At 33.6% G+C, this 22813-nt stretch carries 23 protein-coding genes and 2 tRNA genes (1 of these 25 only partly in view); 12 read left to right on the top strand and 13 right to left on the bottom strand.

Annotated elements, in window-relative coordinates; all coding sequences use genetic code 11:
- From serS to LEP1GSC049_RS207815, 4 genes are all read left to right on the top strand, one after another.
- Positions 1–501 carry the 3' end of a serine--tRNA ligase gene (gene serS, locus LEP1GSC049_RS207830; protein ID WP_004753981.1) on the top strand. 753 nt of this gene lie to the left of the window's left edge, so 501 of the gene's 1254 nt are visible here — the last part of the coding sequence; the start codon falls outside the window, past its left edge; the stop codon is at positions 499–501.
- Between the two features lie 458 nt (positions 502–959).
- Positions 960–2255, top strand: coding sequence for an OmpA family protein (locus tag LEP1GSC049_RS207825; RefSeq protein WP_016561216.1), 1296 nt, complete (start codon positions 960–962; stop codon positions 2253–2255).
- A 62-nt stretch (positions 2256–2317) separates the two neighbouring features.
- The gene (locus tag LEP1GSC049_RS207820; RefSeq protein WP_004754235.1) at positions 2318–3166 is read left to right on the top strand and encodes a transporter substrate-binding domain-containing protein; all 849 of its coding nucleotides are present in this window, start codon (positions 2318–2320) and stop codon (positions 3164–3166) included.
- Positions 3167–3169: 3 nt separating this feature from the next.
- Positions 3170–4735, top strand: coding sequence for a hypothetical protein (locus LEP1GSC049_RS207815; protein ID WP_004755123.1), 1566 nt, complete (start codon positions 3170–3172; stop codon positions 4733–4735).
- 333 nt (positions 4736–5068) lie between these two features.
- Here the strand turns inward: LEP1GSC049_RS207815 and recR are convergent, their stop codons facing one another.
- The 7 genes from recR to LEP1GSC049_RS207780 form a co-directional block, all read right to left on the bottom strand.
- On the bottom strand, positions 5069–5662 hold the full coding sequence (gene recR / locus LEP1GSC049_RS207810) for a recombination mediator RecR (RefSeq protein ID WP_016748291.1): 594 nt from the start codon (positions 5660–5662) through the stop codon (positions 5069–5071).
- Positions 5655–6002, bottom strand: coding sequence for a YbaB/EbfC family nucleoid-associated protein (locus LEP1GSC049_RS207805; protein ID WP_004754028.1), 348 nt, complete (start codon positions 6000–6002; stop codon positions 5655–5657). Before LEP1GSC049_RS207805 ends, recR begins: the two co-directional genes overlap by 8 nt.
- A 4-nt stretch (positions 6003–6006) precedes the next feature.
- Positions 6007–7449 (bottom strand): DNA polymerase III subunit gamma/tau, encoded by a 1443-nt coding sequence (gene dnaX / locus LEP1GSC049_RS207800; protein WP_016561209.1) that lies wholly within the window; start codon positions 7447–7449, stop codon positions 6007–6009.
- A 10-nt stretch (positions 7450–7459) separates the two neighbouring features.
- Positions 7460–7543 (bottom strand) — tRNA-Ser (locus LEP1GSC049_RS207795).
- A gap of 35 nt (positions 7544–7578) precedes the next feature.
- Complete coding sequence (locus LEP1GSC049_RS207790; RefSeq protein ID WP_016561237.1) at positions 7579–8184, bottom strand: nucleoside deaminase; 606 nt, start codon at positions 8182–8184, stop codon at positions 7579–7581.
- A 610-nt stretch (positions 8185–8794) separates the two neighbouring features.
- Positions 8795–9010 (bottom strand): transcriptional coactivator p15/PC4 family protein, encoded by a 216-nt coding sequence (locus tag LEP1GSC049_RS207785; RefSeq protein ID WP_004755200.1) that lies wholly within the window; start codon positions 9008–9010, stop codon positions 8795–8797.
- Between the two features lie 599 nt (positions 9011–9609).
- On the bottom strand, positions 9610–10542 hold the full coding sequence (locus tag LEP1GSC049_RS207780; RefSeq protein ID WP_016561213.1) for a ferredoxin reductase domain-containing protein: 933 nt from the start codon (positions 10540–10542) through the stop codon (positions 9610–9612).
- Between the two features lie 215 nt (positions 10543–10757).
- Here LEP1GSC049_RS207780 and lpxD point away from each other — a divergent pair, with 215 nt between their 5' ends.
- Positions 10758–11816 carry a UDP-3-O-(3-hydroxymyristoyl)glucosamine N-acyltransferase gene (gene lpxD / locus LEP1GSC049_RS207775; protein ID WP_004767435.1) on the top strand — a complete coding sequence of 353 codons (1059 nt, stop codon included), beginning with the start codon at positions 10758–10760 and terminating at the stop codon, positions 11814–11816.
- Positions 11817–11876: 60 nt separating this feature from the next.
- Positions 11877–12074, top strand: a complete 198-nt coding sequence (locus LEP1GSC049_RS207770; RefSeq protein WP_004753945.1) for a hypothetical protein — start codon at positions 11877–11879, stop codon at positions 12072–12074.
- 216 nt (positions 12075–12290) lie between these two features.
- Here LEP1GSC049_RS207770 and lenE read toward each other — a convergent pair whose 3' ends face one another.
- Both lenE and LEP1GSC049_RS207760 read right to left on the bottom strand, forming a co-directional pair.
- Positions 12291–13691, bottom strand: coding sequence for an endostatin-like outer membrane protein LenE (gene lenE, locus LEP1GSC049_RS207765; protein ID WP_004763640.1), 1401 nt, complete (start codon positions 13689–13691; stop codon positions 12291–12293).
- A gap of 1330 nt (positions 13692–15021) precedes the next feature.
- Positions 15022–15093: transfer RNA gene (locus LEP1GSC049_RS207760), tRNA-Gly, on the bottom strand.
- Positions 15094–15168: 75 nt separating this feature from the next.
- On the opposite strand from LEP1GSC049_RS207760, the gene LEP1GSC049_RS207755 reads away from it, so the two are divergent.
- Together LEP1GSC049_RS207755 and LEP1GSC049_RS207750 are read left to right on the top strand one after the other, a co-directional pair.
- Entirely contained in the window at positions 15169–16713 is a 1545-nt protein-coding gene (locus tag LEP1GSC049_RS207755) for a carboxypeptidase M32 (protein ID WP_004754756.1), read from the top strand.
- 1 nt (position 16714) lies between these two features.
- A complete protein-coding gene (locus LEP1GSC049_RS207750; protein WP_004755350.1) occupies positions 16715–17044 on the top strand; it encodes a hypothetical protein in 330 nt (109 codons plus the stop codon).
- On the opposite strand, the gene LEP1GSC049_RS207745 is transcribed toward LEP1GSC049_RS207750, so the two are convergent.
- From LEP1GSC049_RS207745 to LEP1GSC049_RS207735, 3 genes are read right to left on the bottom strand one after another with little or no spacing between them, the layout of a single operon-like run.
- Positions 17041–17427: a DUF423 domain-containing protein gene (locus LEP1GSC049_RS207745; protein ID WP_004753882.1), complete on the bottom strand. Its 387-nt coding sequence runs from the start codon at positions 17425–17427 to the stop codon at positions 17041–17043. The two genes, LEP1GSC049_RS207750 and LEP1GSC049_RS207745, sit on opposite strands and share 4 nt — an antisense overlap.
- 18 nt (positions 17428–17445) lie before the next feature.
- Entirely contained in the window at positions 17446–18033 is a 588-nt protein-coding gene (locus LEP1GSC049_RS207740) for a hypothetical protein (protein WP_025179093.1), read from the bottom strand.
- An 8-nt stretch (positions 18034–18041) separates the two neighbouring features.
- Positions 18042–18410, bottom strand: a complete 369-nt coding sequence (locus tag LEP1GSC049_RS207735; RefSeq protein WP_004755228.1) for a TRL-like family protein — start codon at positions 18408–18410, stop codon at positions 18042–18044.
- A gap of 208 nt (positions 18411–18618) precedes the next feature.
- Here LEP1GSC049_RS207735 and LEP1GSC049_RS207730 point away from each other — a divergent pair, with 208 nt between their 5' ends.
- Entirely contained in the window at positions 18619–18948 is a 330-nt protein-coding gene (locus LEP1GSC049_RS207730) for a hypothetical protein (RefSeq protein ID WP_004754461.1), read from the top strand.
- Between the two features lie 451 nt (positions 18949–19399).
- Here the strand turns inward: LEP1GSC049_RS207730 and LEP1GSC049_RS0207625 are convergent, their stop codons facing one another.
- On the bottom strand, positions 19400–19996 hold the full coding sequence (locus LEP1GSC049_RS0207625; protein WP_004765750.1) for a hypothetical protein: 597 nt from the start codon (positions 19994–19996) through the stop codon (positions 19400–19402).
- On the opposite strand from LEP1GSC049_RS0207625, the gene LEP1GSC049_RS207725 reads away from it, so the two are divergent.
- The 3 genes from LEP1GSC049_RS207725 to LEP1GSC049_RS207715 all read left to right on the top strand — a co-directional run bounded on the left by LEP1GSC049_RS207725 (position 19995) and on the right by LEP1GSC049_RS207715 (position 22451).
- On the top strand, positions 19995–21092 hold the full coding sequence (locus LEP1GSC049_RS207725) for a hypothetical protein (RefSeq protein ID WP_016561201.1): 1098 nt from the start codon (positions 19995–19997) through the stop codon (positions 21090–21092). The genes LEP1GSC049_RS0207625 and LEP1GSC049_RS207725 overlap by 2 nt on opposite strands.
- Positions 21093–21317: 225 nt before the next feature.
- On the top strand, positions 21318–21674 hold the full coding sequence (locus LEP1GSC049_RS207720; RefSeq protein ID WP_016748294.1) for a DUF2750 domain-containing protein: 357 nt from the start codon (positions 21318–21320) through the stop codon (positions 21672–21674).
- Positions 21675–22148: 474 nt separating this feature from the next.
- On the top strand, positions 22149–22451 hold the full coding sequence (locus LEP1GSC049_RS207715; RefSeq protein ID WP_004753984.1) for a DUF1905 domain-containing protein: 303 nt from the start codon (positions 22149–22151) through the stop codon (positions 22449–22451).
- Positions 22452–22813 lie beyond the last annotated feature (362 nt).

The following is a 22813-nucleotide window of genomic DNA, read 5'->3' on the forward strand; positions in this document are numbered from 1 at the left end:
CCGATTTCTGTAACGGCGCATACTTCTTGTTTTAGAAGAGAAGCGGGATCTTACGGTAAAGATACGCGCGGATTGGTTCGGGTTCATCAGTTTCAGAAAGTTGAACTCGTAAAGTTTTGTAAACCTGAGGATTCGGAAGAAGAGCATAAAAAGATGCTTTCTCATGCAGAGAATATTCTAAAAAAATTAGAACTTCCATATCGGGTTATTATTCTTTGTTCGGGAGATATTTCCGCAAATTCTTCTATCACTTATGATATTGAAGTTTGGATGCCCGGTTTGGATCGATATATGGAAATTTCGTCCGTATCCAATTTTCGTGATTTTCAGGCGAGAAGAGGAAAGATTCGTTATAAATCCAAAGATGGCAAAAATCAGCTCGTACACACAATCAACGGTTCCGGTCTTGCGCTTGGTAGAACCTACGCTGCGATTTTGGAAAATTTTCAAAATGAAAATGGAACGGTTCGTATTCCAGAAGTTTTAAAATCTTATTTTTAAATCAATTAGAGTCATTGAAAAAATCTGTAATCTACAAACGATTTTATTCATTTGTTTTAATGAAAAAAGGCAGAAAAAATTAATTTTTTAACAATCTTATTTTAAGTTTTAGAAAATAATAATATTATTATGCGCTTTAAATCAGTTTGTTTTTAAATGTTTTTATAGAAGTTAAATTTTTTGCAAAAAAATAAAATGTAAAAATTCCATAGCGGAGATTGGCAAAACTGCCTCAATTCTCCATTTTAGTGCAATGGAAATAGATGGAGAATTAATTTTTCAACAATTCTATTATTTTTATACGTCCGAATAATAAACATATCATTTTTATTGTTTTTTAGAATTTTGAAATAAGTTTTCAATGTATTCTTCTGATAAAATAATGAAGCGGTAAAAAATTGGAGAATATAAATAGATTATACCCTAACTTTATAATAAAATTTTCCGAAAGTATTATTATGAACCTAAAAAATAAAAGTCATATTTTATCGAAAAAAACGATATTGATTTCATTATTAGTATATTTTATTTTTATAATTTCGTTTTTTTCTATATACTCTCAAAATTTGAGTATAAACCAAAACTCTAAAAATGTTAAACCGGAAAAGTTAAAAGGTTCTATCAATACGAGTCTCAATGAATTTGGGATCAGTCTTACCGATGACGGAAATATTTTGTATTTTTATTCTAAAAGACAAAATTCAAATTATACGGACATTTATAGATCGACTCGAATAAAGGACGAATGGACACAAGGAGAAGAAATTGAGGTTTTAAATTCAAATTTTGATGATCAAAGTCCTTTTATTTTAAATAGAGAAGAAGGAATTCTTTTTTCATCCAATAGAGATGGTGCGATCGAATTTCAATTTGCAAATGGAAAAATCGGAGTTTCTAGAGATATTTATTTTTCTAAAAAAATAAATTCTTCTTGGGCAAAACCGATTCCACTTCCTAGAACCGTTAATACGGAAGAGATCGAAGAAAATCCGTTTTTATTTAATAATAGATTGTATTTTACCCGTTACCCTTTTGGCCAAGTTTCAGAAGCGGATATTTTTGTTTCTGTTTATAAAAATAACACTTGGGAAAAGGCAATGAGTCTTCCTAATCCGATTAACACTGTTTATTCGGAAATTGCGGCCACGATTAGTAAAGACGGAAAGACGATTTATTTTTCTTCCAATCGTCCGGGAGGTTTTGGTGGTTATGATTTGTATAAGTCTACTTTACTTGAAAACGGAAATTATTCCGAACCGATTAATCTTGGACCTGAGATTAACACCACCGGAGATGAGGCTTTTTTTCTGGAAACAAACGATGGAAAAACATTCTATTTTTGTAGAAAAGACGGACGTGATTATGATATTTATTCCGTCGTTTCTAATCCGTTTCAAGAATTAGAAAAAGGAAAATCTATTTCTTTGGATAGTATCCATTTTTCCTTGGATTCTTATGAAATCCTAGAAAACTCTTTTTCAATTTTAGAAAGTTTGAATTCTTATCTTAAAGAAAATTTGAACGTAAAAATCAAAATCACCGGTCATACTGATCTTAATGGAGACGCCCAGGATAATCTTATTCTCAGCCGTAATCGCGCAAATGCGGTAAAGGATTATCTAGTTAAAAAAGGAATTGATTCTGAAAGAATTATCACAGATGGAAAAGGTAGTTCGGAGCCGATTGTTCCTCTAAAAAATCCAGAGACGGATTATAAAAATAGAAGAACCGAATTTCAACTCATCAGTCGTTAGAAATTACGATTTTGATTTAAAATGCTCTGGAAAAAAACAAGGAGCGACTTATTCTTTGTTTCATGTTCGAGAAGAATTTTTTTTGTCTACTTTTGATTTTTGTTTTTTCGAGCGGTTTATTTTCTCAGTCGGAATATTCCGGTTCCAGATTGGAGAAGATTCTTTCTAAAAAAGAACTTATAGTAGGCGTTAATAAACAATACGAACCGTTTTATATCGAAAATCCAAAAGATGGTTATCCAGGTATCGATGCGGAGTTGGCAAAACTCTATGCGGATTATCTTGGTGTTTCTTTAAAACTAATTCCGATGAAAACGTTTAGACAATTTTCCGAAGATATTCGAGTGGGTAAGATCGATCTTGCTTTGGCCGGGATTTCCACGGATTTAAATCGAGGTAAACAAGTTACTTTTTCGGATCCTTATCTTGTTACAACTCCGGCGGGACTTGTGAGTAAAAAAATTCTTCCTCCCGAGCCAGAAGGAAACATTGTCACTTCCAGAAGATTTATTAGTCTGAATGATCTTTTTACTCTAAGCGGATTGGTGAGTTTTTCTGTAAGATCCAATACTACCAATCATATTTATCTCCAAAAGAAATTTTCTAAACTTCCGATTTACAGTTATCTTTCGGATTCGATTGCGATCGATAATCTTATCAGTAATAATGTAACTTGTTTTGTCGCGGATAGTTTTTTCATTCTTACTTTACTTCAAAAAAATCCGTCTCTAAGAGCAAACTATCTTCCACTTTTAGGAACCGTTCAAGAGGAAAATATCAGCGCTGCTCTTCCACAGAACGATTTGATTTTTGCGGATAATTTAAATTTCTTTATTAAAGAATTGAAACGAACGGGTGTTTTAGACGATTTAAGAAACCGATATTTTAATCAGAACAACTGGGTAAAATGATCCGTGTCTGAAAACCTTTTAAAAAAGGCTTATCTATTTGTATTAGTTTTGTTTCCATCTTTACTTTTCTCTCAAGAGATTGAGGAAAAAACAAAACTTGATTTTCAAGGAAATTACAGAGTACGAGGATTTAATCTTGGAAGAGATATTTATACGTCTCGTCAAACTGCGGCGACTCCTTATGATAGAAACGCTTTTAAAACTGAAGAAGAACAAAAAAATCAAGCCGCTGCTGACACCGAGATCGCGGAAAGATTAAAAGGAAATCCTAGTACCCTATCTCCCCGCAAGGAAGACATTTCGTATTTCGATACGAGAATGACGGTCAACATGAACTTTAATACTTCAAAATATTTTGAAGCTCTTTGGGGTGTTCAAGTCGGCGATATTACTTTCGGAGGAAAAGGTTTTGGTCAAAATTCTACAACTGGTCCGGGACAAGGAGGCGAAGCGGGCTTTACTTCTCCCGTAAACATACAAACTACATTTTTATATTTGAATTTTAAACTTCCGGAAGATGCTTTTAGTTTGAGAGTTGGTCAACAACTTTTCTCTTCTCCGAGAGGGAGAGTTGTTCTTACCCCTGGAACGGGTGTTACAGTCAACAAAGACTTTCGTCTGTGGAATACTACAATTGAAGCGGGTTGGTTTGTGGCCAGACAAAACGCTCAACTTGATTTGGATAAGAATACATACGCAGATAAGAACTATGTTGGTACTAATATTTATTTTTACGAAATCAAAACCAGTTTTTTAAACAACGTAAAACACGAGCTCTATTCTTATTTTTTAGATGATACGATCAAATCTATAGACAAGGCGACTAACGCGAAAGGGACTGTGATCGCTTTGGATAGCGAAGTTGGGCAATTGTTCTGGCACGGACTTATGAACGAGATCAATCTTTCTAATTTTGGATTTGTAATTCATGGAATTTACAATCATGGAACCGTACGAACTTTGGATCCATACCGAGACGAAATCGGAAATGTTTTATACAATCGATACAGCAAACATACCATATCCGGTGGAATGGTCGATCTTCAGTTCTCTTATCGTTATAGTGAAAATCTTACCTTTAACTTAGTAGGTGTAGGTAGTACAGGTCGTCCCGGTTTTGATAAAGACGGAAACAGAGCGAACTTGAAAGGCGGAGGTTATAAAACTTTAATGCCTGGTTATTCCATATCAAACATAGCAAACGATTTTACGGGTGGTTATGCACTTTTTTCGGGAAAAGATTCAAGCGGTTTATATGAATATGGGATTAACAGTGATTTTGTAGTTTATGGTCCGTTGCTTTTGACTTTGGGTTATTACCGGTTGTACGGAACCAAGTCTCCTTTTATTGAAAATAATCGTTACTTCAATTATGAGAACGGATATAAAACGAGCGCTTTTTTTGGACACGAAGTTAATGTAAACTTAAGATGGAACGCATTTCGAGATATGCAAATTTTAATGAGATCCGGTTACTTTGTAGCCGGAGATGGTTTGAAAGCTTATTTAGATACCACTCAGGGAAAAATTCTCAGAGAATTTTTTGTAACCGCTGAACATAGATTTTAAATTTACTTGTTTGTCTTGAAGTTTTAAATACATAATAAATTTTGAATATTTCTTTCAATTTTATTTGAGAAAATGTTTTTAAAATATTTCGATTAAATTTTTATTACTCGGCCGTATAAAAATAACGGTCGATTTTACCCAGTTTCAAAAATTGTGTTTAACGCGAAGTTGTTGGCTTTTTTGGAGGAAATTTCACATTTTAACTTTTAAAGTTAGCTCGTTATATTATTGCTCGAATAACAATTAACGTGAATTTGGCGTAAAAAAGAATTTTTTAAAAGTAAGAGTTTCTACATTTTCAAAATGAACGAGAAGTTAAACTTTCAAATCCATTTAAAGTTGAAGACGAGAACGAATCGCTCTTCCCAAAGTATATTGATCTGCAAGTTCGATCGAACCACCTACTGTGATTCCGTAGGCGATTCTAGTTACGTTAACCGAAATAGGCTTCAATTGATTCGCTAAATAATCGGCTGTTGCATCTCCTTCCAGGGTCGGGTTAGTAGCGATCAAAACTTCTTTTACTTGTTCTGGTTCGATTCTTTCTAAAAGTTCTTTGATTCTAAGGTCTCTGGGACCGATTCCTTCTAAGGGAGAGATAACTCCGTTTAACACGTGATATTTGCCGTGAAATTCTCTTGTGTTTTCGATAAAAAAAATGTCTTCGGGTTGTTCTACTACACAAAAAGTATGGGAGTCTCTTTTTTCGGAAACACAGATTTCACAAATTTCAGTTTCTGCATAAGAACCACAACGTTTACAAAATTTGATTCTATTTTTTGTATCCGTAAGTTGGTGAACAAATTGGTTAAAAAGACCTTGTTCTAATCTTAAAAGATGAAAGCTGATTCTAAAAGCGCTTTTTCTTCCGATTCCTGGAAGAGAAGAGAGCGCTTCTATCATTTCATCGAGGAGATGATTACTCAAATTTTCCGCCGAACATTTTGGAAATTTCTGAAAAATCCAAACCGCCGGATGCTGATTGAAATTCGTATGCGGTGGCTTCTTTTGCTTTTTTGAGAGCGTCGTTTGTTGCGGCCATGACTAAGTCTTCCAACATTTTATTATCATCAGCGTCGAAGAGCTGTTTGTTGATAAATACATTTGTGATTTGACCTTCTCCGCTTGCCGTAACAGTCACCATCCCAGCGCCTGCGTCTCCAACAACTCGAATCAAAGCGATTCGTTTTTTTACTTCTTCCATCTTTTCACGGAAAGAGCCCATGTTGGAGAGAATCTCCGAAAAATTTTTTATCTTATCAAACATAATATTAAGAATCCAATCTAGGAATTTGGTTCGGGTCCACTTCCGTACCTAAAAACTTTTTTTTAATTTCAGTGCTCGTGTCAAACTTCCGAGAACTTGGTTCGATCGGTTTTGCATTTTCTAAATTAGAATCCTGTTGATTAGACTCAAACTGAGATTCTAAAATAACGTCCGAAGAAAGTTTATCTTTTTTTTTAGAAGTTTCCGATTGCGACGACGTATCTTTAAGTACAAAAGTAGTATTTTGATTCACATCTGATAAAACATTTTTGGAACCTTGTACCATAAGAATCAGATGGTTGATTTTATCGATTAAACCCGCCAAACTTGGATAAGTAAGTTCTTCTACGAGTTTTTTGATTTGAATCTCAGTGAAAACCTTGATTTCAAAAGAGTTTCTCAAACGAATCGTTTTAATTCTTTCATAGATTTCGAAAAGTTTTCCCGAAAGAAAATTCAATTTAGGAGAATCCACATTCTCAAAATCTGATTTCATTTTTACGAGATCTTCTTTTGGAAAATTAACGGACTCGGGATCTGCAAGAGAATCACGGATCAAATTGAGAGTATGAGTAAATTCTATGGAATCCCATAAGAATTTATAAATGTCCTGACCTTCTTGATAAAGGGATTCTATGATTTCTAAGGACTTAGAGTGATTGTCTGGATCGACTAAACTTTTGATAAACGAAGTTAAAAATTCGATTCCATGATAACCGATCATTTTACGAATAGCAGCGCCTAACAATCTTGAGTCGGTAAATATGATAGCTTGTTCCATAAAGGAAAGCATATCTCTTACGGAACCGTCTCCTTTTTTGGCGATCCAGAAAAGACCTTCTTGATCGTATTGAACGTTTTCAATTTTACAAAGTTTTTCGGAATAATCTTGCAAAACAGACAAAGGAACTTTTTTAAAAATAAAATCCTGACATCTAGAAAGAATTGTTTCTGGAATTTTATGAAATTCTGTAGTAGCTAAAACGAAAACGATATGAGCAGGAGGTTCTTCTAAGGTTTTTAAAAGTGCGTTAAACGATTGGTCCGTGAGCATGTGGACTTCATCTATGATATAAACCTTATATTTCCCGCCCATCGGAGCGAACTTCACGTTGTCTCTAAGTTCGCGGATGTTTTCAATTCCTCGATTACTTGCCGCGTCTATTTCTAAAACGTCGCTGGAAATTCCTCGAGTAATTTCTTTGCAAGAATTACATTCGTTGCAGGGTTCGTTATCGGTAGGATTTTGACAGTTTAAACGTTTTGCGAGAATTCTTGCAATTGTGGTTTTACCAACACCACGAGGGCCGAAGAATATATATGCGTGTCCGATTTTTCCGGATTTAAGAGCGTTTTGAAGAGCACCTATGGCAAGGTCTTGATGAATTACGTCCTGAAATTTTTGAGGACGATATTTTCGGGAAAGGACTTCGTGAGTTCCTGCCATAATATGAAATCGGAGAAGCCGGGATTCGAACCCGGGGTGCTTTTGGCACACATGCTTTCCAAGCATGCACAATAGACCACTCTGACACTTCTCCTGTAGCTTTCAGGAATTCCGTCGAAATGTTTTACGTCAATTGAATTTCTTTCTTCTGGCTTTGAAAAACGATTTGAAAGCATTTTTGGAAATTTCAGCTGGAATACAAAAGAGTTCCGGAAAAAAATTTCGGGAATAGATCATTTCTATACTCAGAGAAGAAATTCCTTCTCCTTGTTTTGCCGGTAAAAGATAAATCACTTTCGGAATTCTAGAAAGAAGAATAGTACCTGCACACATCAAACATGGTTCCAAAGATGTAATGAGCATACAATCCATAAGATAACGAGTTTTTAATTTTTCTTTTGCCTTTCGAATACAAAGAATCTCGCTATGAAAATAAGAGTCTGATTTTTTTTCTACTTCGTTGAAAGTTTCTGAGATCAACTCTTCTTTATGATAAATTCTAGTAAAGCTTGGAATCTCTTCATTTTCTTGTAAGACTAAATTCTCAAGTCTATTTAAGAAATCTGATAAAATCGTATTATCAATTTTAATGATTGAATCTTCTCTCGTGGATGGTTGGAAATTTATAGAATCTGATTTTATGTTTTTACTGATTAAGAATTCAGTTTTGACTTTTTTTTGATCCGAGCCTGATTTCTTTCCAGATGAATTCTGATTATTTGAAGATTTGCTCATGTAATTTTAATTTGTTATACGTGCAATTTATTGTAACTATAGTATTTAAAAAAATTCAAAATGATTTCTTTTAATGTTTCGAGACAGATTCTTAAATAGGACATAAAATCTGACTAAACTTTCAGTTCTTATCAACAGATTGATGAATGGAACTAAAAACAAAGTTTTTTAATATTTCAATTTATCATAGAACTAGAACGCGATCTGTCGAACGACTTGCAAAGCGTTCGTAGAAGCGACGGTTTTAGTTTGAAAGAGCTTCTGCTGAATTCTTTCGCATTAAAATAAAAATTTTACTCTAGGCTTATTATAAAATCTTAAATTGAAAAACATTACTTTAAAATAATGTTTCTTTTTATGGAGTTTTTAAATAAAATTTTTAGAAATTGTCAAAATCTTTTTGCTCTTGGCTCGCTTTTTAAATTTTAAATAAACTTGTTTTTAATCAATGCTACAAGTTTCAAATACTTAGATATAAATTTACATTATAGGTCATTCCGTAAACACCGTATAATAAATTTCCCCGGTCTAAAAAATTCCAAACCCTACTTGATTGTAGTCTTTTAAAAATACAGTTTTAAGTATTTTATAAAATTCTTAAATATAGAGCTTAACTTTTAACTTCGTTTTCGGCTTCTATAACTGCTTCTTTAATTTCATCATAAAGTTCTGGTGGAATTGCGATTCCTTTTTGAGTAGGTTTTTTTTCTCCGTCTTTATCCGTGTACCAAATCCTAAGATTGAGATATTTGGTTCCCTTATACTCGGATACTTCTACGCGAATCACTTCGCCTCGGCCTTTATCCACATCGCGAATCACACCCATTTATATTTCTCCTATTTAGGTCTAAACCGTCTCAGAGTTTAAATTTTTCACTGAGAAAAAACGGCACAATTTAAAAATTTAGACGTTAATACAATTTTACTCAGAACTATTTAACAGAACATTTAAATTTTACATTCAAATAGTTTTACAGTAAAAATTTAAAACACTCTATTTGTAAAAATCAATAATAGGTTGTTGAAAAATGAATTCTCCATCTTTTTCTATTTTATGGAAACGGTTGATTTGAAGCAGTTTTGTTAATTGCCACTTTTAACAACTCTAATAGCAATATAATTTTCATCTATTCGTTTTTTATGATGTTCTTTTCTGACTCTATTGTTAACTTCTAGAAAATTACATATCGTTAATTTTAATACGAATCCCTGGTTTTAAGTTCGATGTTTTAAATTATTTTATAGTTTCAAGTAAACTATTTATAATAGAACTTCTGAAATTCTATTTAGATTTTATTTTAAAGTTCATGTTACTCTAGCGCGAGTTTGGTAGAGGAATTAATTTTTCCATACTCACATTAAAATAAAAAAACCGAAGGTTATAAATTTCCTTCGGTTTTTGATGTAGATAAAAATTAAAGAAAATTAATATGTTTCTACAAACAGCTGATGGGCTCCTTCTAAATGATGTTTGAATTCTTCATAAGTTCCCGTGTTTCCTGAAATTTTTTGAATCTCTTCAATTACACCTTTTTCCATTCCCTTGGGTCCGCCACAGATATAAAAACGTCCGCCTCCATTTAAAATCTCTTTTACTGCTTCGGCTTGTTCGCGAACTCTGTGAGAAATATACATTCTTCCACCATCGAAAGGATTTTTTTCTTCTCTCGAAATTGCGGTTACTAATTTAAAATTTTTATGTTTAGATTCTAAACCTTTCAGATAATCTATCATTACTAGTTCATCAGAATAAGGTGCTCCATAAATGAGAGTGATATTCCCGGTAAATTTGATAAGTTTGTGTTCTAAAAGTTCTTCACTCATTCCGATAAAAGGAGCGATCCCAGTTCCAGTTGCAAGAAACATAATATCTCCGCTGAAATCTGTATTAGGGAGAAGAAATTTTTTTCCGGAAGGGCCAGTCATGGTTACTTCATCGCCCGGTTTTAGGTCGCACATATAATTGGAACAAACCCCTTTGAATTGGATGTTTCCATTTTCATCATATACATTGTCTCTTTTAATGATAAATTCTATGTTGTCCTCTTTCATTCCGAAAGAATAACTTGGAGAAGCGATGGAGTAAAGTCTTACGGTATATCCAACATCCGCTAAACCTTTTGCTTTTTTTTCGGGATCTTCTCCGGGAGGTATAACTCCTCCGCTTTGTCCGATTACGTATGGATAGGCAGAATGATCAATCGAAAGTATGATTCTATGAACGAGTGCTTCTCCTTCTTTTTTGGGTCTTTTTCCGGTTCCGGTTTCCGGAGTCAGTAGAACATTGCTGATTACTTTTGCTTTGTAGGGGTTGGATTTTTTGAATAAATTGATTTGAGGTTCTCTAGTCGGTTTCATGAGCGAATACAATTCCTAAAAATGAAGAGTTTTTCCAAATTTCCTACATAGTTTTCGGAGAGAGCATTTCGTCAAACGGGATATTTAGAGTGTATTCACGGTAAAGTTGTAGTTCTTATAACTTGATAACTTTTCAAGGAGATCATTCTCTTTTTTTGAATGACGATCTAACTTGCTCGTTTCTCCGTGTATCCACAAAATTAAACGAGGGAAATATGCCCCAAATTAAGCTATCAGAGTTAGCAGAACAAATCAACGGATCTAAAATTGCAAATACTCAAATTCCGGACGATGTGATAGTAGATAAAATTGTCACCCTATCTCCGGGAGAAAAAAATTCTTTAAGTTTTCTTTCTCATAAGAAAATGTTAAGCGAAGCCAAAAAAACTTTTTCCAGTGTGATACTAACCACCGAAGAATTTGCAAAAGAATTATCTATTCCTTGTCTTGTAGTTTCCAATCCGGAACTCAGCCTTGCAGAAATTTTAAATCTTCTTTATCCACCTTATGTTCCTTCGGGAAAAATTTCCTCCTCGGCTATCATCCATCCTACTGCAAAGTTAGGTGCCGGAGTAACCATCGGAGAGTTTGTAGTAGTTGGAGAAAATTCTGTAATTGGGGCAAACACTTATCTGGAAGACGGCGTTAAAATTTCTAGGAACGTAATCATCGGAGAAAATTCTCACATTGGTCCGAACTCTTCGATTCAATACGGGGTGATCATTGGAAAAAGGTTTATCTGTTCCGGAAATTGTTCGATTGGTGGAGACGGTTTTAAGTTTGTTACCGAAAAAGGTAAACATCATAAGATTCCTCAAGTAGGAGGAGTAAGAATCGGCGACGACGTGGAAATCGGTTCTTTATGTACGATTGATCGGGGTGGTTTGGAAGATACGATCATTGGAGACGGTTGCAAATTTGATAATATGGTTCACGTTGCACACAATTGTATCCTTGGAAAAAATATAATCATCGCGGGTCAAAGTGGTGTTGCGGGTAGTACTATTGTGGAAGACGATGTGATCATAGGCGGCGCTTGTGCTGTTTCGGATCATCTTCATGTTCCTGCAGGAACAATTCTTGCCGGAGGAAGTTCCTTGAGAAATTCTCCTAAGAAAAAGGAAATTTTTGTAGGTTGGGACTATGGTTTAACATTTGCTGAATTCCAAAAAGTTCGTGTGAATATTCATAATTTGGTGAATTTTCAGAAATGGGCCAAAAGAATCAAAGAACTGGAAAAACATGCTGGAATTAAAATTGAAGAAAAGGATTGAGCTTGACATTGCTTTAATTCGATAGACATTCTTTTCTTCACACACTTTTGGAGGATTCCCTTGTATTCCCGAGCAAACGAAGATAACCCGGAAAATAAACCGGATAAAATCTCCCGTAAGCCGGACTCTTCCCGAGATAAGAAAATAGGAAGGTTGTTGGAAACTCTCGCCGATAGCATTTTAGAAAACAATTTTACCAACATTGTTTTCTTAAATGAGATTCAAAATGATCGATCGGAAAGTCCGATTCAAAAATAAAATCCGATTCAAATCTATCTAAAATCGGTTCTGTTTCAAGAACCGATTTTTTGTTTTTGTTGAACTTACAGCGTGTCCCAAAACCTAATTTTACTTTAGCAAAAGGTCAAGCTGATAAATCAACGTCTCGCTTCTATCGGTGCTACGTTTTACTGCCTTCGATCACGCTCCGCTATCTCAGGCTATTTCGCTCCCTATGGGTCGCTCAATAGGTTCTTATTGTTCAACGCATAGAATCCCAAAGTTTATTGTTACAGTAGTAGAAGTAAATTTATGGACGTTATGCCAACAGGCTTCAGTTAAGAGAGAAATGGCGCTGCTTGTAGTGGCTTTTGCACTTCCAAATCTTCCCTCGTTACCGTTTCCTTCCCAACCGGATGTATCCGTTGTTAAACCAAATCTGGGAACATCGTGACACATTTCACCATAAGTAGCTACAGTTCTCCAATCACTGTATAAGCCTGTCCAAATGTATGCATTGAAAGATCCTTCGAATGAATTGGTTAGATTTCCTTTTGAAAAGTCAAATAGTCCTGTGGAATTAGTAGTCATTACTTTAGTGATTCCATCGGCTCTTCTATATTCCGTGTTTGGCTTAAAGACCCAATCGATTTGACCATCTCCTACATTTGGATTAACTGTGGCTTGTCTTCTAGTAGGAGCTACTAACATCGCTTTGTAAGGTCCAGTACCTGCAATGGATGTTGGAATATTTGCCTGACAATATGCGTCTGCGCCGCTAACTCCACCCCAGTCTCCGTTATGCGCTGTTGGAGTAACGAATAGGAATTTATAGTTTCTTTGCACCTTTTGACCTACGCATAAGATGCTTAAAGGAGCCGCAGGTCCTTGACTAGTAACTCCTGCGGTACTATCACAGGTTGCAAAATTGTCGAAGATCGAATGTGAGTTTATCATATTCGCAACTCCGAATGTACCTGCATAAACAATATTAGCGTATTCGCCAATGTCAAAATACCATCCTATACAATTTCCCTGGTCAGTTCTAACGTTAACACCACGAGTAGTCCAGTCCGGATTGAGTCCTGTCCAAATATTAACAAAGGTGGAGGTAAATGGGTTTGTTAAATTTTCGTTCGTAAAATCAAATAAACCAACGGAATTAGTAGTCATTACTTTTGTAACTCCGTCAGTTCTTCTATATTCTGTATTCGGTTTAAAAATCCAATCCTCTTGTCCGTCCCCGACATTCGGCGTAACGGTAGCTACTCTTTTATATAAATTCGTTCCTAAGTTATTTGCTAATAAAGCCTTATAAGGGGCTCCTGCCGCTGCAAAAGGACCTGCTGGAATATTCGCATTACAATATTCATCTGCCGTACTGATTCCATAGGAAAATCCACCATTATGAAAACCAGGCGCTACAAATAAGGTTCCAAATTCTTCTAAAAGCGCAGAAGAACTATGAAGGCTGGGGTTTAATAAATTGAGAATTTCGTTTTTAGTTGAATCTGTTAAAAGTGGTAAATTGGAATCTAAACCTTCCGAATTACATGCTAAAAGCATATAAGAAAAAATCAGAAAGAATGGAATTTTTTTAAGTAAAGACATATTCTCTTGTTTTGAATTCTTATTTAGAGTACTTTGATTGTACATGATTGTAACTCCTATTTAGCTAAAATTTAATATTTGTTAGGTGATAAAAAGTATGTACATACTTTTGTAAAACTTTTAGATCTCTGGGTTTGTTTTACTGATTTCTATAGAATAAGCATCATGAATTTTAAAATGAATTCCCAGTCTAAAAACAGACTTTTGTACACCTTATTGTAATAGCTTTGGGTAATAAAAACCATCGCTGAAAAATGACGTTAATCAGCTTAGAGACCATACCATTAATTCTATAAAACGAATTCTAATATAAAAAACATATAAATTGTATTTGAGAATGTATAAATATCATTATATTACAAGTGTCGCATTTATCTATGGATGTTTTATTTTTTACAAAAAATGACTTTATTTTTACAACCTCGTGGCAAACTTATTTTACAGCATATAAACAGACAATCATTAAATTAAGAATGTCATTTGAAATTGTTTAGATTAAATATTTTATCTAACGATTATTAGGTGAATATTCGTTACTTTTAAATGAAAAAGTGAGCGTCACTTTGCATAAATTTTGAGTTATATTATAATAATATAAATTTCTTTGATATTTAGGACAAAATCTTTTGTATTCTGAATGGCTTTAAAGTCAAATAAACGGCAAAGAAATAGTTTGCACTTCAATAATAGAGTTGTTGAAAAATAAATACTTCCATCTGCTTTATGAAAACGGTTGATTAAAACAGTTTTATTAATTACTACTATGAAATATTTCAACAGATTTATTATGAATTCAAAGCAAGAAAACCGAGGCGAATAAAAAATTCAGTGTAACACTCTCTGAGTGCCTCTCTAAGGATCGACATTTCAGGGAGCGATGCATTGAGTTCAGGATTGAGACGCTGAGTTTTAAAGAGTGTTCTACTGAGCCTCAATCAGTTTCGAGTTGGAAGATGCCAAACTTACTTAAAACGATACTTTGAGATAAATATTTAGGTACTCAATTTGATAGAAATGAGTAATGATCAACTGTTAAGGTGGTAATCATTTTTAAGTTTTGTGATAGTTCCCACAACTTTAGGAAATTGGAATATTTTGTATATCAAACTAGTGTAGGAACTACCATAGATTTTGTACTTTTTTAAAAGTAGTAGTTCCCACAAATTAAGAATTCGTTTATAAAACCGTGATTTGCAGTAGTTCCCGTAGATTAAGTCTCATTGTAAATGTATCACTTTTAATTCAATTTATGTATGAGTTTCTCGACTTAGAAAATTTTTCTGAATTCTATAAAATTAAATATTATCAATTTTTATTACAAAATGCTGTTGGAATATAAAGTATTGAGTACTTTATTATATTTGAAGAAGAGTTTTGCGGGCAGAGGGACTCGAACCCTCACTGGAAGCTTGGAAGGCTACAGTGCTAGCCATTACACCATGCCCGCGATTCGTGCAAAAATCATTTTTTTGTGGTTAGGGTACTTGTCAATCTAAAAGAAGAATTTTTACTATCCATTGAGATGGAAGAGTATAAGAACCTTTTTTCCGATTCGATTCGGAACGAACTAAAATCTTTTGCAGAATATAGAACTGCTTATCAAGAGATCTATACATTCAGAAATATACTCAGCGTACTTCAATGGGATTCTGAGATTACTTTACCAGAAGAGGGAAGAGCAGAACGAGGTTTACAGATCGGACTTCTTTCCGGTTTAATTCATTCTAAATATGCAGGTGAAAATTTTTATAAACTTGCTACAAAAGCAAGAGAAGAAAATGAACAAAAAATTCTTCCCGGCCAAGAACAAAGAAGAATTGAATTCGAAAGATTATTTCAAGATCTAGATCGTTCTCGTCTTCTTTCTCGAGAACTTGTAGAGGAGTTTTCCATCACTACAAGTAAAGCACATTCTATTTGGGCTAAGGCCAGAAAAGAAAATCGATTTGAAGATTTTGCACCGATTCTTTCTAAGATTGTTGAGCTAAGTAAAAAACAAGCTGAATGTTATGGTTACCAAACGGAACCTTATGACGCTTTATTAGAAAATTATGAACCGGGTGAGAGGGCTGCAAATTTAGAAAAATTATTTTTTAATTTAAAAAGTAATTTAAAACCTTTAATTGCAAGAGGAAAAAAAATTCCAAATCCTTTTCAAAAAGAAATTCCAATCTACCTTCAAAACAAATTGGGGGAAACACTTCCAAATATTTTAGGGTTATCCTCTAAAATCTCTCGTTTAGATGCAAGTGAACATCCTTTTTCTACTTCTCTGGGAAGTAAGGATAAAAGAATCACTACACGTTACGATTTAAAAGACCCGCTTTCTTCTATATTCAGTATTTTGCATGAAACAGGGCATTCCCTTTATGAGGCCGGGATTTCGGAAATCGAAGGCGGCCCTTCTCCTTTGCACGATTCCGTTTCTTTGGGAATTCACGAATCTCAAAGCAGACTTTGGGAAAATCAAGTAGGTAGATCTTTAGAGTTTTGGGAAATGTACTATCCTATATTATTAGAAAATTTGAATATAAAAGAATCGGAACTTAGTTTTTCTGACCTTTTCTCGTATATCAATCAATCTGCCCCTTCTTTGATTCGGGTGGAAGCGGATCAGATCACTTATAACCTTCATATCATTCTCCGGTTTGAAATTGAAAGAGAATTGATAAACGGTAAGATTCAAGTTTATGAACTTCCTGAAATTTGGAATTCTAAAATGAAAGAAATGTTCGGCATTGTTGTGTCTTCCGATAGAGAAGGAGTTTTGCAGGATGTTCATTGGAGTGGAGGCGCCTTTGGTTACTTTCCTACTTACACTTTAGGGAATATTTATTCTGCACAGTTTTTTCAAACTTTCTTAAAACAAAATCCAAATTTTCAAACAACAGTAAAAGAAAAAAAAGACTTTTCTTCCCTTTTAAATTGGCTCAGGCAAAACGTTCATTGGAAGGGAAAATTCTATTCGGCGGAAGACCTAATTCGTTCGGCTACGGATACAAATCCTGATTCTTCTTATTTGGTTCAGTATCTCGAGAAAAAAATTATTGAATTGGAGTCTACCTAACATGGATGAAAATGAGGAACTTACGCTAAAATCTTTTGAAGAAATTTCTTATTTTGATAATTTAGCACTTTATTATCTTTGTAATGAAACTCCTCCTCAAACTCTGGCATTGGCTTTTTTAGTCGGTGATAGTAAAGTTTGCGGTTCTATGCTTGGAGTTCTCGAAGGAGAAAGAAGACAATACGTGCATCAGTTGATGGCAGAACAAAAAGACGTAGAGTTGTCTAAAAAAGAATCTGCTGTTCAAGGTCTTTTGATTATCGCAGAAGGTTTGATCACTAGAAAATTGATTGTAAAAAATGGGAAATTCTATTACGGAACTAAACGTTAGTCGCTTTTTAATCGAATTACTGAAAATCCTAAAAAAGCCCACGCGATTAAAAATGAAATTCCGCCGATTGGTGTAATCGCTCCTAAAATTTTGATTCCGGTAACTGACAATACATATAAAGATCCGGAAAATATTAGAATTCCTGCAAGAAATAGAATCGAAGAAATCCAAACAAATACATTGTTATTTAAATGGCCGGTCAAAGCTAAAATTAAAGGTGGAATGCTGTGAATCAAGTGATACCGATTTCCGGTTTCGTAGATCGATAACATTTCTGGACTTAGAATTGATTTTAGCCCGTGTGCTCCAAAGGCTCCTAAAGCCACTCCTAGAAATCCGAATAAAGACGAAAGTATAAGAATTGTTTTTTGTTTTATTGTCATAAGTTTAATGGAATCGATTTAGAATTCTTGAATAGCATAACTTTTAAACCGAATACATTTTTTCTGAATCAACCAAAATAGATAAGCGGTCTGTTCTATATCTAATTTAGAATCAAAAAGAGCTTTGATCTTGTTTTTTTCCATTTCTTGTTTAAGTTCCTCGTAAAAACTAGTCTTACCGAAAACAAAAGAAATTGGAACTAAGGTTTCGCGTTCTCCTTGTCTTAGAGGTAAAATCAACGTTACTCCTCTTTGACATCCTTGGCTTTCTCCTTCAAAACGAATGATTCTATGTTTGGACCAATCCCAATCATCTAAAGATCCGTGAAACATGTCCTTATGAGGTAACGAAGACGTGGAATGAATAAATCCATCGAATCCGAATAAACGCAACCGTGTAGACGCATTTCCGTAATGAATCGATGGATCTCTAAAGTAGGTTCCTGCAACGGAAACGTGGTTTTCGGGTGATAAAACCGAGTCGGTCGGATAAGGCATAGGGTTTCGTTTAACTAATGTTCTGCGACTTCCGATCGGCACAATACAGTTTAAAGATAAAATAACACCTAATACGCCTAAGGTGAATATTTTAATTTGGAATTTCATACTTTGATCTATTCTTTTTTTATCAATCGATGGGGAAGTTTAACGCCGATTCCGGTTACACGAGTACATTTATAAAAGTATAAATTGAAAAATATAGATTTAACATAGTAATCCGTTTGTACGTCAAAAAGGAGATCGGCTTTGTCTTGAATCGCATTTTGAACTGCGGCTTCATAACTTTCATCCCCGGTGTAAACAAGCCAAAACCAACCTTCTCCACAAGACTGACCGGAAAGTTTTCCGACTGGGTCCATCCCTCGAACATCCGTATAACTTTGAGAGTAAAACCAGCCTGGAGTTTTTACGTTTGTATAGATACAATTTGTAATCGTAGTCAATGCAATGAGTAAAATAAGATAAGTTCTTTTGAATGACATTTTCATTTTTTGTCCTGGGTTGTATTCAAACTTTTGAATAGCTTGGGCTTAAAAAATGAAAAGTCAAGATAAAAGAATTTAGGGTAAATTTCCTAAAGGAAAAAATCATATTTAAAAAAATAAATCGTTTCTTGATGCGGATTGAATTTAGGTTTAACCTTCGGTTTTGTCTTGACTCGCAAAAAGTTTGATTTATCCAAATGAAGTGATGCAAACTGAAGATAAAAAGTACATTCGTGTTTGGAAGAAGTTAAACGTTTCCGAAATTTCTTCCCAATTATTGCTGATAGATGATTTGTATGGAACCTGTGGAAATTGTAAACACCTCGGTCTAAATTATACGAAAGATAAAATTTGTCCCGAATGTAAAACTAAATTCCGTTATTTGGCAACTAATTCAAAGTCTCAAACTGAAATTGCTAAAATTCTAACCCGTCTCGAAAAAGAAAATTTAGATTTAATATTAATCGATCGAGACGATTTCAATCAATCTAAAGCAAAAAACGCCATAAAAGATTTATTTAAACCGACAGAATGAAGTATTCAAAATCGGATTTTAGATTTAGAAAGCCCTAAAATCTCAAAAGAATTTTTATCCAATCATATTTTATGTAAAATCATCGTTATACGATACAGTAAAAATGAAAATACTATTCTATAATGATTTTACTTTAAATCCATTCCAAAACTCTGATTCAATTTAGATTTATCGATAAAAAGCATGTTCAAATATTTTATAAAACCTACATTTTGTAGAGTTCAGATCCCAACTTTTTCAGTAAGAAAAAGTTACGCCGAAGGCCTTTTTCGCGCAACAGCCCGGTAGCGACTTTTATTTAAAAGTTTTATTTTTCGGTACATTCAAAGCAGAAACGCCTAAACTTTTTTAAGTTGTTCTTTTAGGTTTTAAAACGGAATTTTGCATTATTCCCGTTACTTAATCATTATATATTAATGACCGTTAGGTGATGATCAAAAAAAATCCGGAATTATTTTTTTTCGGAATCGATAAGATTTTTTAAACCTTGGATCGTTCTTTCTAATTCCGTAATTTGTTCTTTGAAAACGTTCAAGTCCAAAGAAGATTTTCCATCTGTGGAGTGAAGTTCTTCATAACCCTTTGCCATTAGAGTATAAAATGATTTTTGAATGTTATTGAGTCCTGTTTCAAAATTTTTTGGGTTAATTTCACTTTTTCGTTTTTGAATTTTTTTCAAAAAATAAAATCCAAAACGTAATAGAGAAACAAAATAAGCCGGAGCCAAAAGAAAAATCGCTGTCAGAGACACCGGACCTAAATTCCAAGTTTGAGACAACGTTTGGTGAAAAAATGCCCGAAGCGCCGAAACGATCAATACGCCTAAAGTATAATTGAGACGGGTTGTGGTGGGTGAGATTGTATTGAACAAATATACAAGAACCAGAGAAAAAATTAAAACTAAAAAAAGATCTAAAGGAACAATGGAAAAAAGAATCTTTAAAAAAGAACGAATCGCTTCGATCGTATTCAGAAATGATTGGATAGACTGAGATAGGTTGTCAAAACTCGTTTTCAGCTCTGAAAAAAAATCGGTAATCTGACTCATGAAATGGCCCTCAAAAATTCCTGGATGGAAGAAACTCAAATCTTTACTTGTGAAAGTGCAACAACTTTCCTTTTTACGAAAGCTTTATCTAGCATATTCCGTAATCGGAATTTCTTTTCTTGTCTTACATGAAAATCATCTTCCGATCTTATTTGTTTTTCTTTTGGTTTCAGGTGCGTTTATCGTTGCGAGCGGTTTTTTCTTTTTGATCTCTTTTGCGTTTGGAAAATTACTCAAACAAAAATCCATTAAAAAGTACAAAATAGGTCCGGATTCGGCTACGACTTACGACACGATTCAAATTCTTTTAAATCCTTTTGCGGAAGTAATTGTATTTATTTTTTGTATCGCATTTCTTTTTTTTACTGATTTTTATTCTAATCGATCCGGTGTGATCTTCATTATCGTTTATTGTTCGATAGGTTTTATACTTCGTTTTTTAGAAAGTACCGTTTTTTACAGAATTTCTTTACTTGGTTTAATGATTTTAACCGGAGGACTTTTGAGTTTTAAAGCTCTTCAGCAAGTAGAAATTTTAACTTCTTATCTTCTTTTTAAACCAACTTGGGAACAAAAGGAACTTACAAATTGGGAATACAATTCGGAATCTAGAATTTTAAAAAATTCTAATATTCAAGTTCAACTTTCCCTTCCAGAAGATTTTTATTTTCATAATCCTAAAAATCTTACTTTAAAAGATCAAACCGGAACCGGTCAAATCGCAGGAATCATTTCTTCCAGTGAAACGGACCCTAATCGTTATCCTTCGATTCGAATCTTTTATTTTCCGGAACCTTTTTTAGAAATTGATAAAATTAAACCTGAGTTTGTAAAATTTTTAGATTTGTCCATAAACCAGGGAGAAATGGTCGAAGTACACGAGTTAGGTGAAGAGAATTTTGAAAAAAGAATGGATGGAGTTTTTTGGACCTACTATGACAATCTTAGGCCCAGATACGCTAAAACCGGTTTTTTTATAGCCTCAGGGGATAAACTTCCGGATTCTTTTTTATTTCATATTTCGGAAAGTTTAGTGAAAGGAAGGACCCACGAAGAATCCGTGGAGAAAATTCTGCAAAGTTTTAAAAGAGAATAACTAAGGTTTTCCGATTTTTAAAAAAATTGAAATTTTAATATATGATTCTTGTCGGTTGATTTTTTGTTATGACTGTTATTGTGTTTAAGAACTTATTTTTTTGGAGAAAGTAAAACAACAATTTTGAAATTCAATGCGGATGACTCAGTAATTCTACTTCCATTGATATTATGTTATACGAACGAGATTTCAAATGGATGAGGCGATTATCAAATGTCAAAAATTATGGGGAATCAATCGTCTGCTCAATTTCATCAATTTTTTATAGAAATAAAAAAACACAAAAAGGTTTGGACTTTGCGGGATGAAAGTGGTTTTCCTAGTCCTATAACAATTTCCGGAAAAAGAGTTATGTCTTTTTGGTCATCCCTAAATCGGGTGCAAACGGTCATCGATCATGTGGATGCATATTCTTTATTTAAAACTTATGAAATTTCCTTTCAGAATTTTATGGATCGTTGGCTTCCGGGTTTGAAAAACGACAATTTATTGGTGGGTATTAATTGGACCGGATCCGAAGCGACCGGGTATGATCTTGAGCCAGAAAAAGCATTAGAATATTTGAATGATTTAATTTTTTAATATTTTTTGCTTATTCGTTTTTGTTTAGAAGTCCATATAAAATGAATGTTTAACTGATGTAGAAACGGAGGTTTATATATAGGTTTAGTTTTATAGAGAATTCTTTTAGGCAAAGTTTTACTGAAACATGATATTCCTACAAACTATGTCACACTGTGTAATTTACGTCTTTTGGGAATTCCTTTCTTGTTATTGCTTTTATACGAGTTTCCACATTTTATAAAATTCAGCGTATTATTTTTGTCGACCTTTCGGCAAGGATGGACGGGCTTTAAATTTAGAATTTCATTTATAAATATCTTTTTACAATAGAGTTCTTGAAAAAATTCATGTTTGCAAAGGATTTTCCCTATTCGTTTTAATAAGAAAATTAATTTTTCAATGACTCTAATATAAAAAACTATCAAGCGCAGTTTATTTTTAAAATTTGAAAAAGTTAAACAAAATCCAATCTGTAAAGGTATATAAACAAATTTGAATTCGGTTATAATTCAATTTCAAGCAACTGTTTGGATTTATCCGGGTAAAGGAGGATGGCATTTTTTGACATTGCCCGTTAAAACTTCCAAAGAAATACGAACTATATTAGATAAAACGCATAGATCTTGGGGAATGATTCCAGTTCTAGCTAAAATTGGTATTACGAGTTGGAATACTTCTATTTTTCCTGAAAAAAATTCTATAAAGTATGTTCTACCTTTAAAAGCAGACGTCCGTAAAAAAGAAAAAATCACAGTGAATCAAAAAGTTCGCGTTTCAATTACAATTCAATTTTGATTTTTACTCAGAATTATATAATAGAGTGGTTGAGAAATTTCATAATTAAGATTTGTAAAATTGCTTCAATTGTATATTTCAATGCAACGAAAACAGATAGAGAATTAGTTTTTCAACAACTCTAATAAAGAACCAATCCAATAATTTACACTTCAATCTCTTTTGTATTGGATTCTATCCAACTTACATTAAACGGCGTTTTGTGATGAACATTTAGGTATATAAATGAATAGGAAAGAAATTTGTCTGAAAATTCGCATTATTATATAAGATTAGTTAGATAATTTTTATATAATAAATTTTCAATGTATAATTTAAAAAACGTTTTTATTTCATAAAAATGTAGTAACTAACTCATTTGA

The sequence above is a fragment of the Leptospira kirschneri serovar Cynopteri str. 3522 CT genome, assembly GCF_000243695.2.
Lineage (GTDB): Bacteria > Spirochaetota > Leptospiria > Leptospirales > Leptospiraceae > Leptospira > Leptospira kirschneri.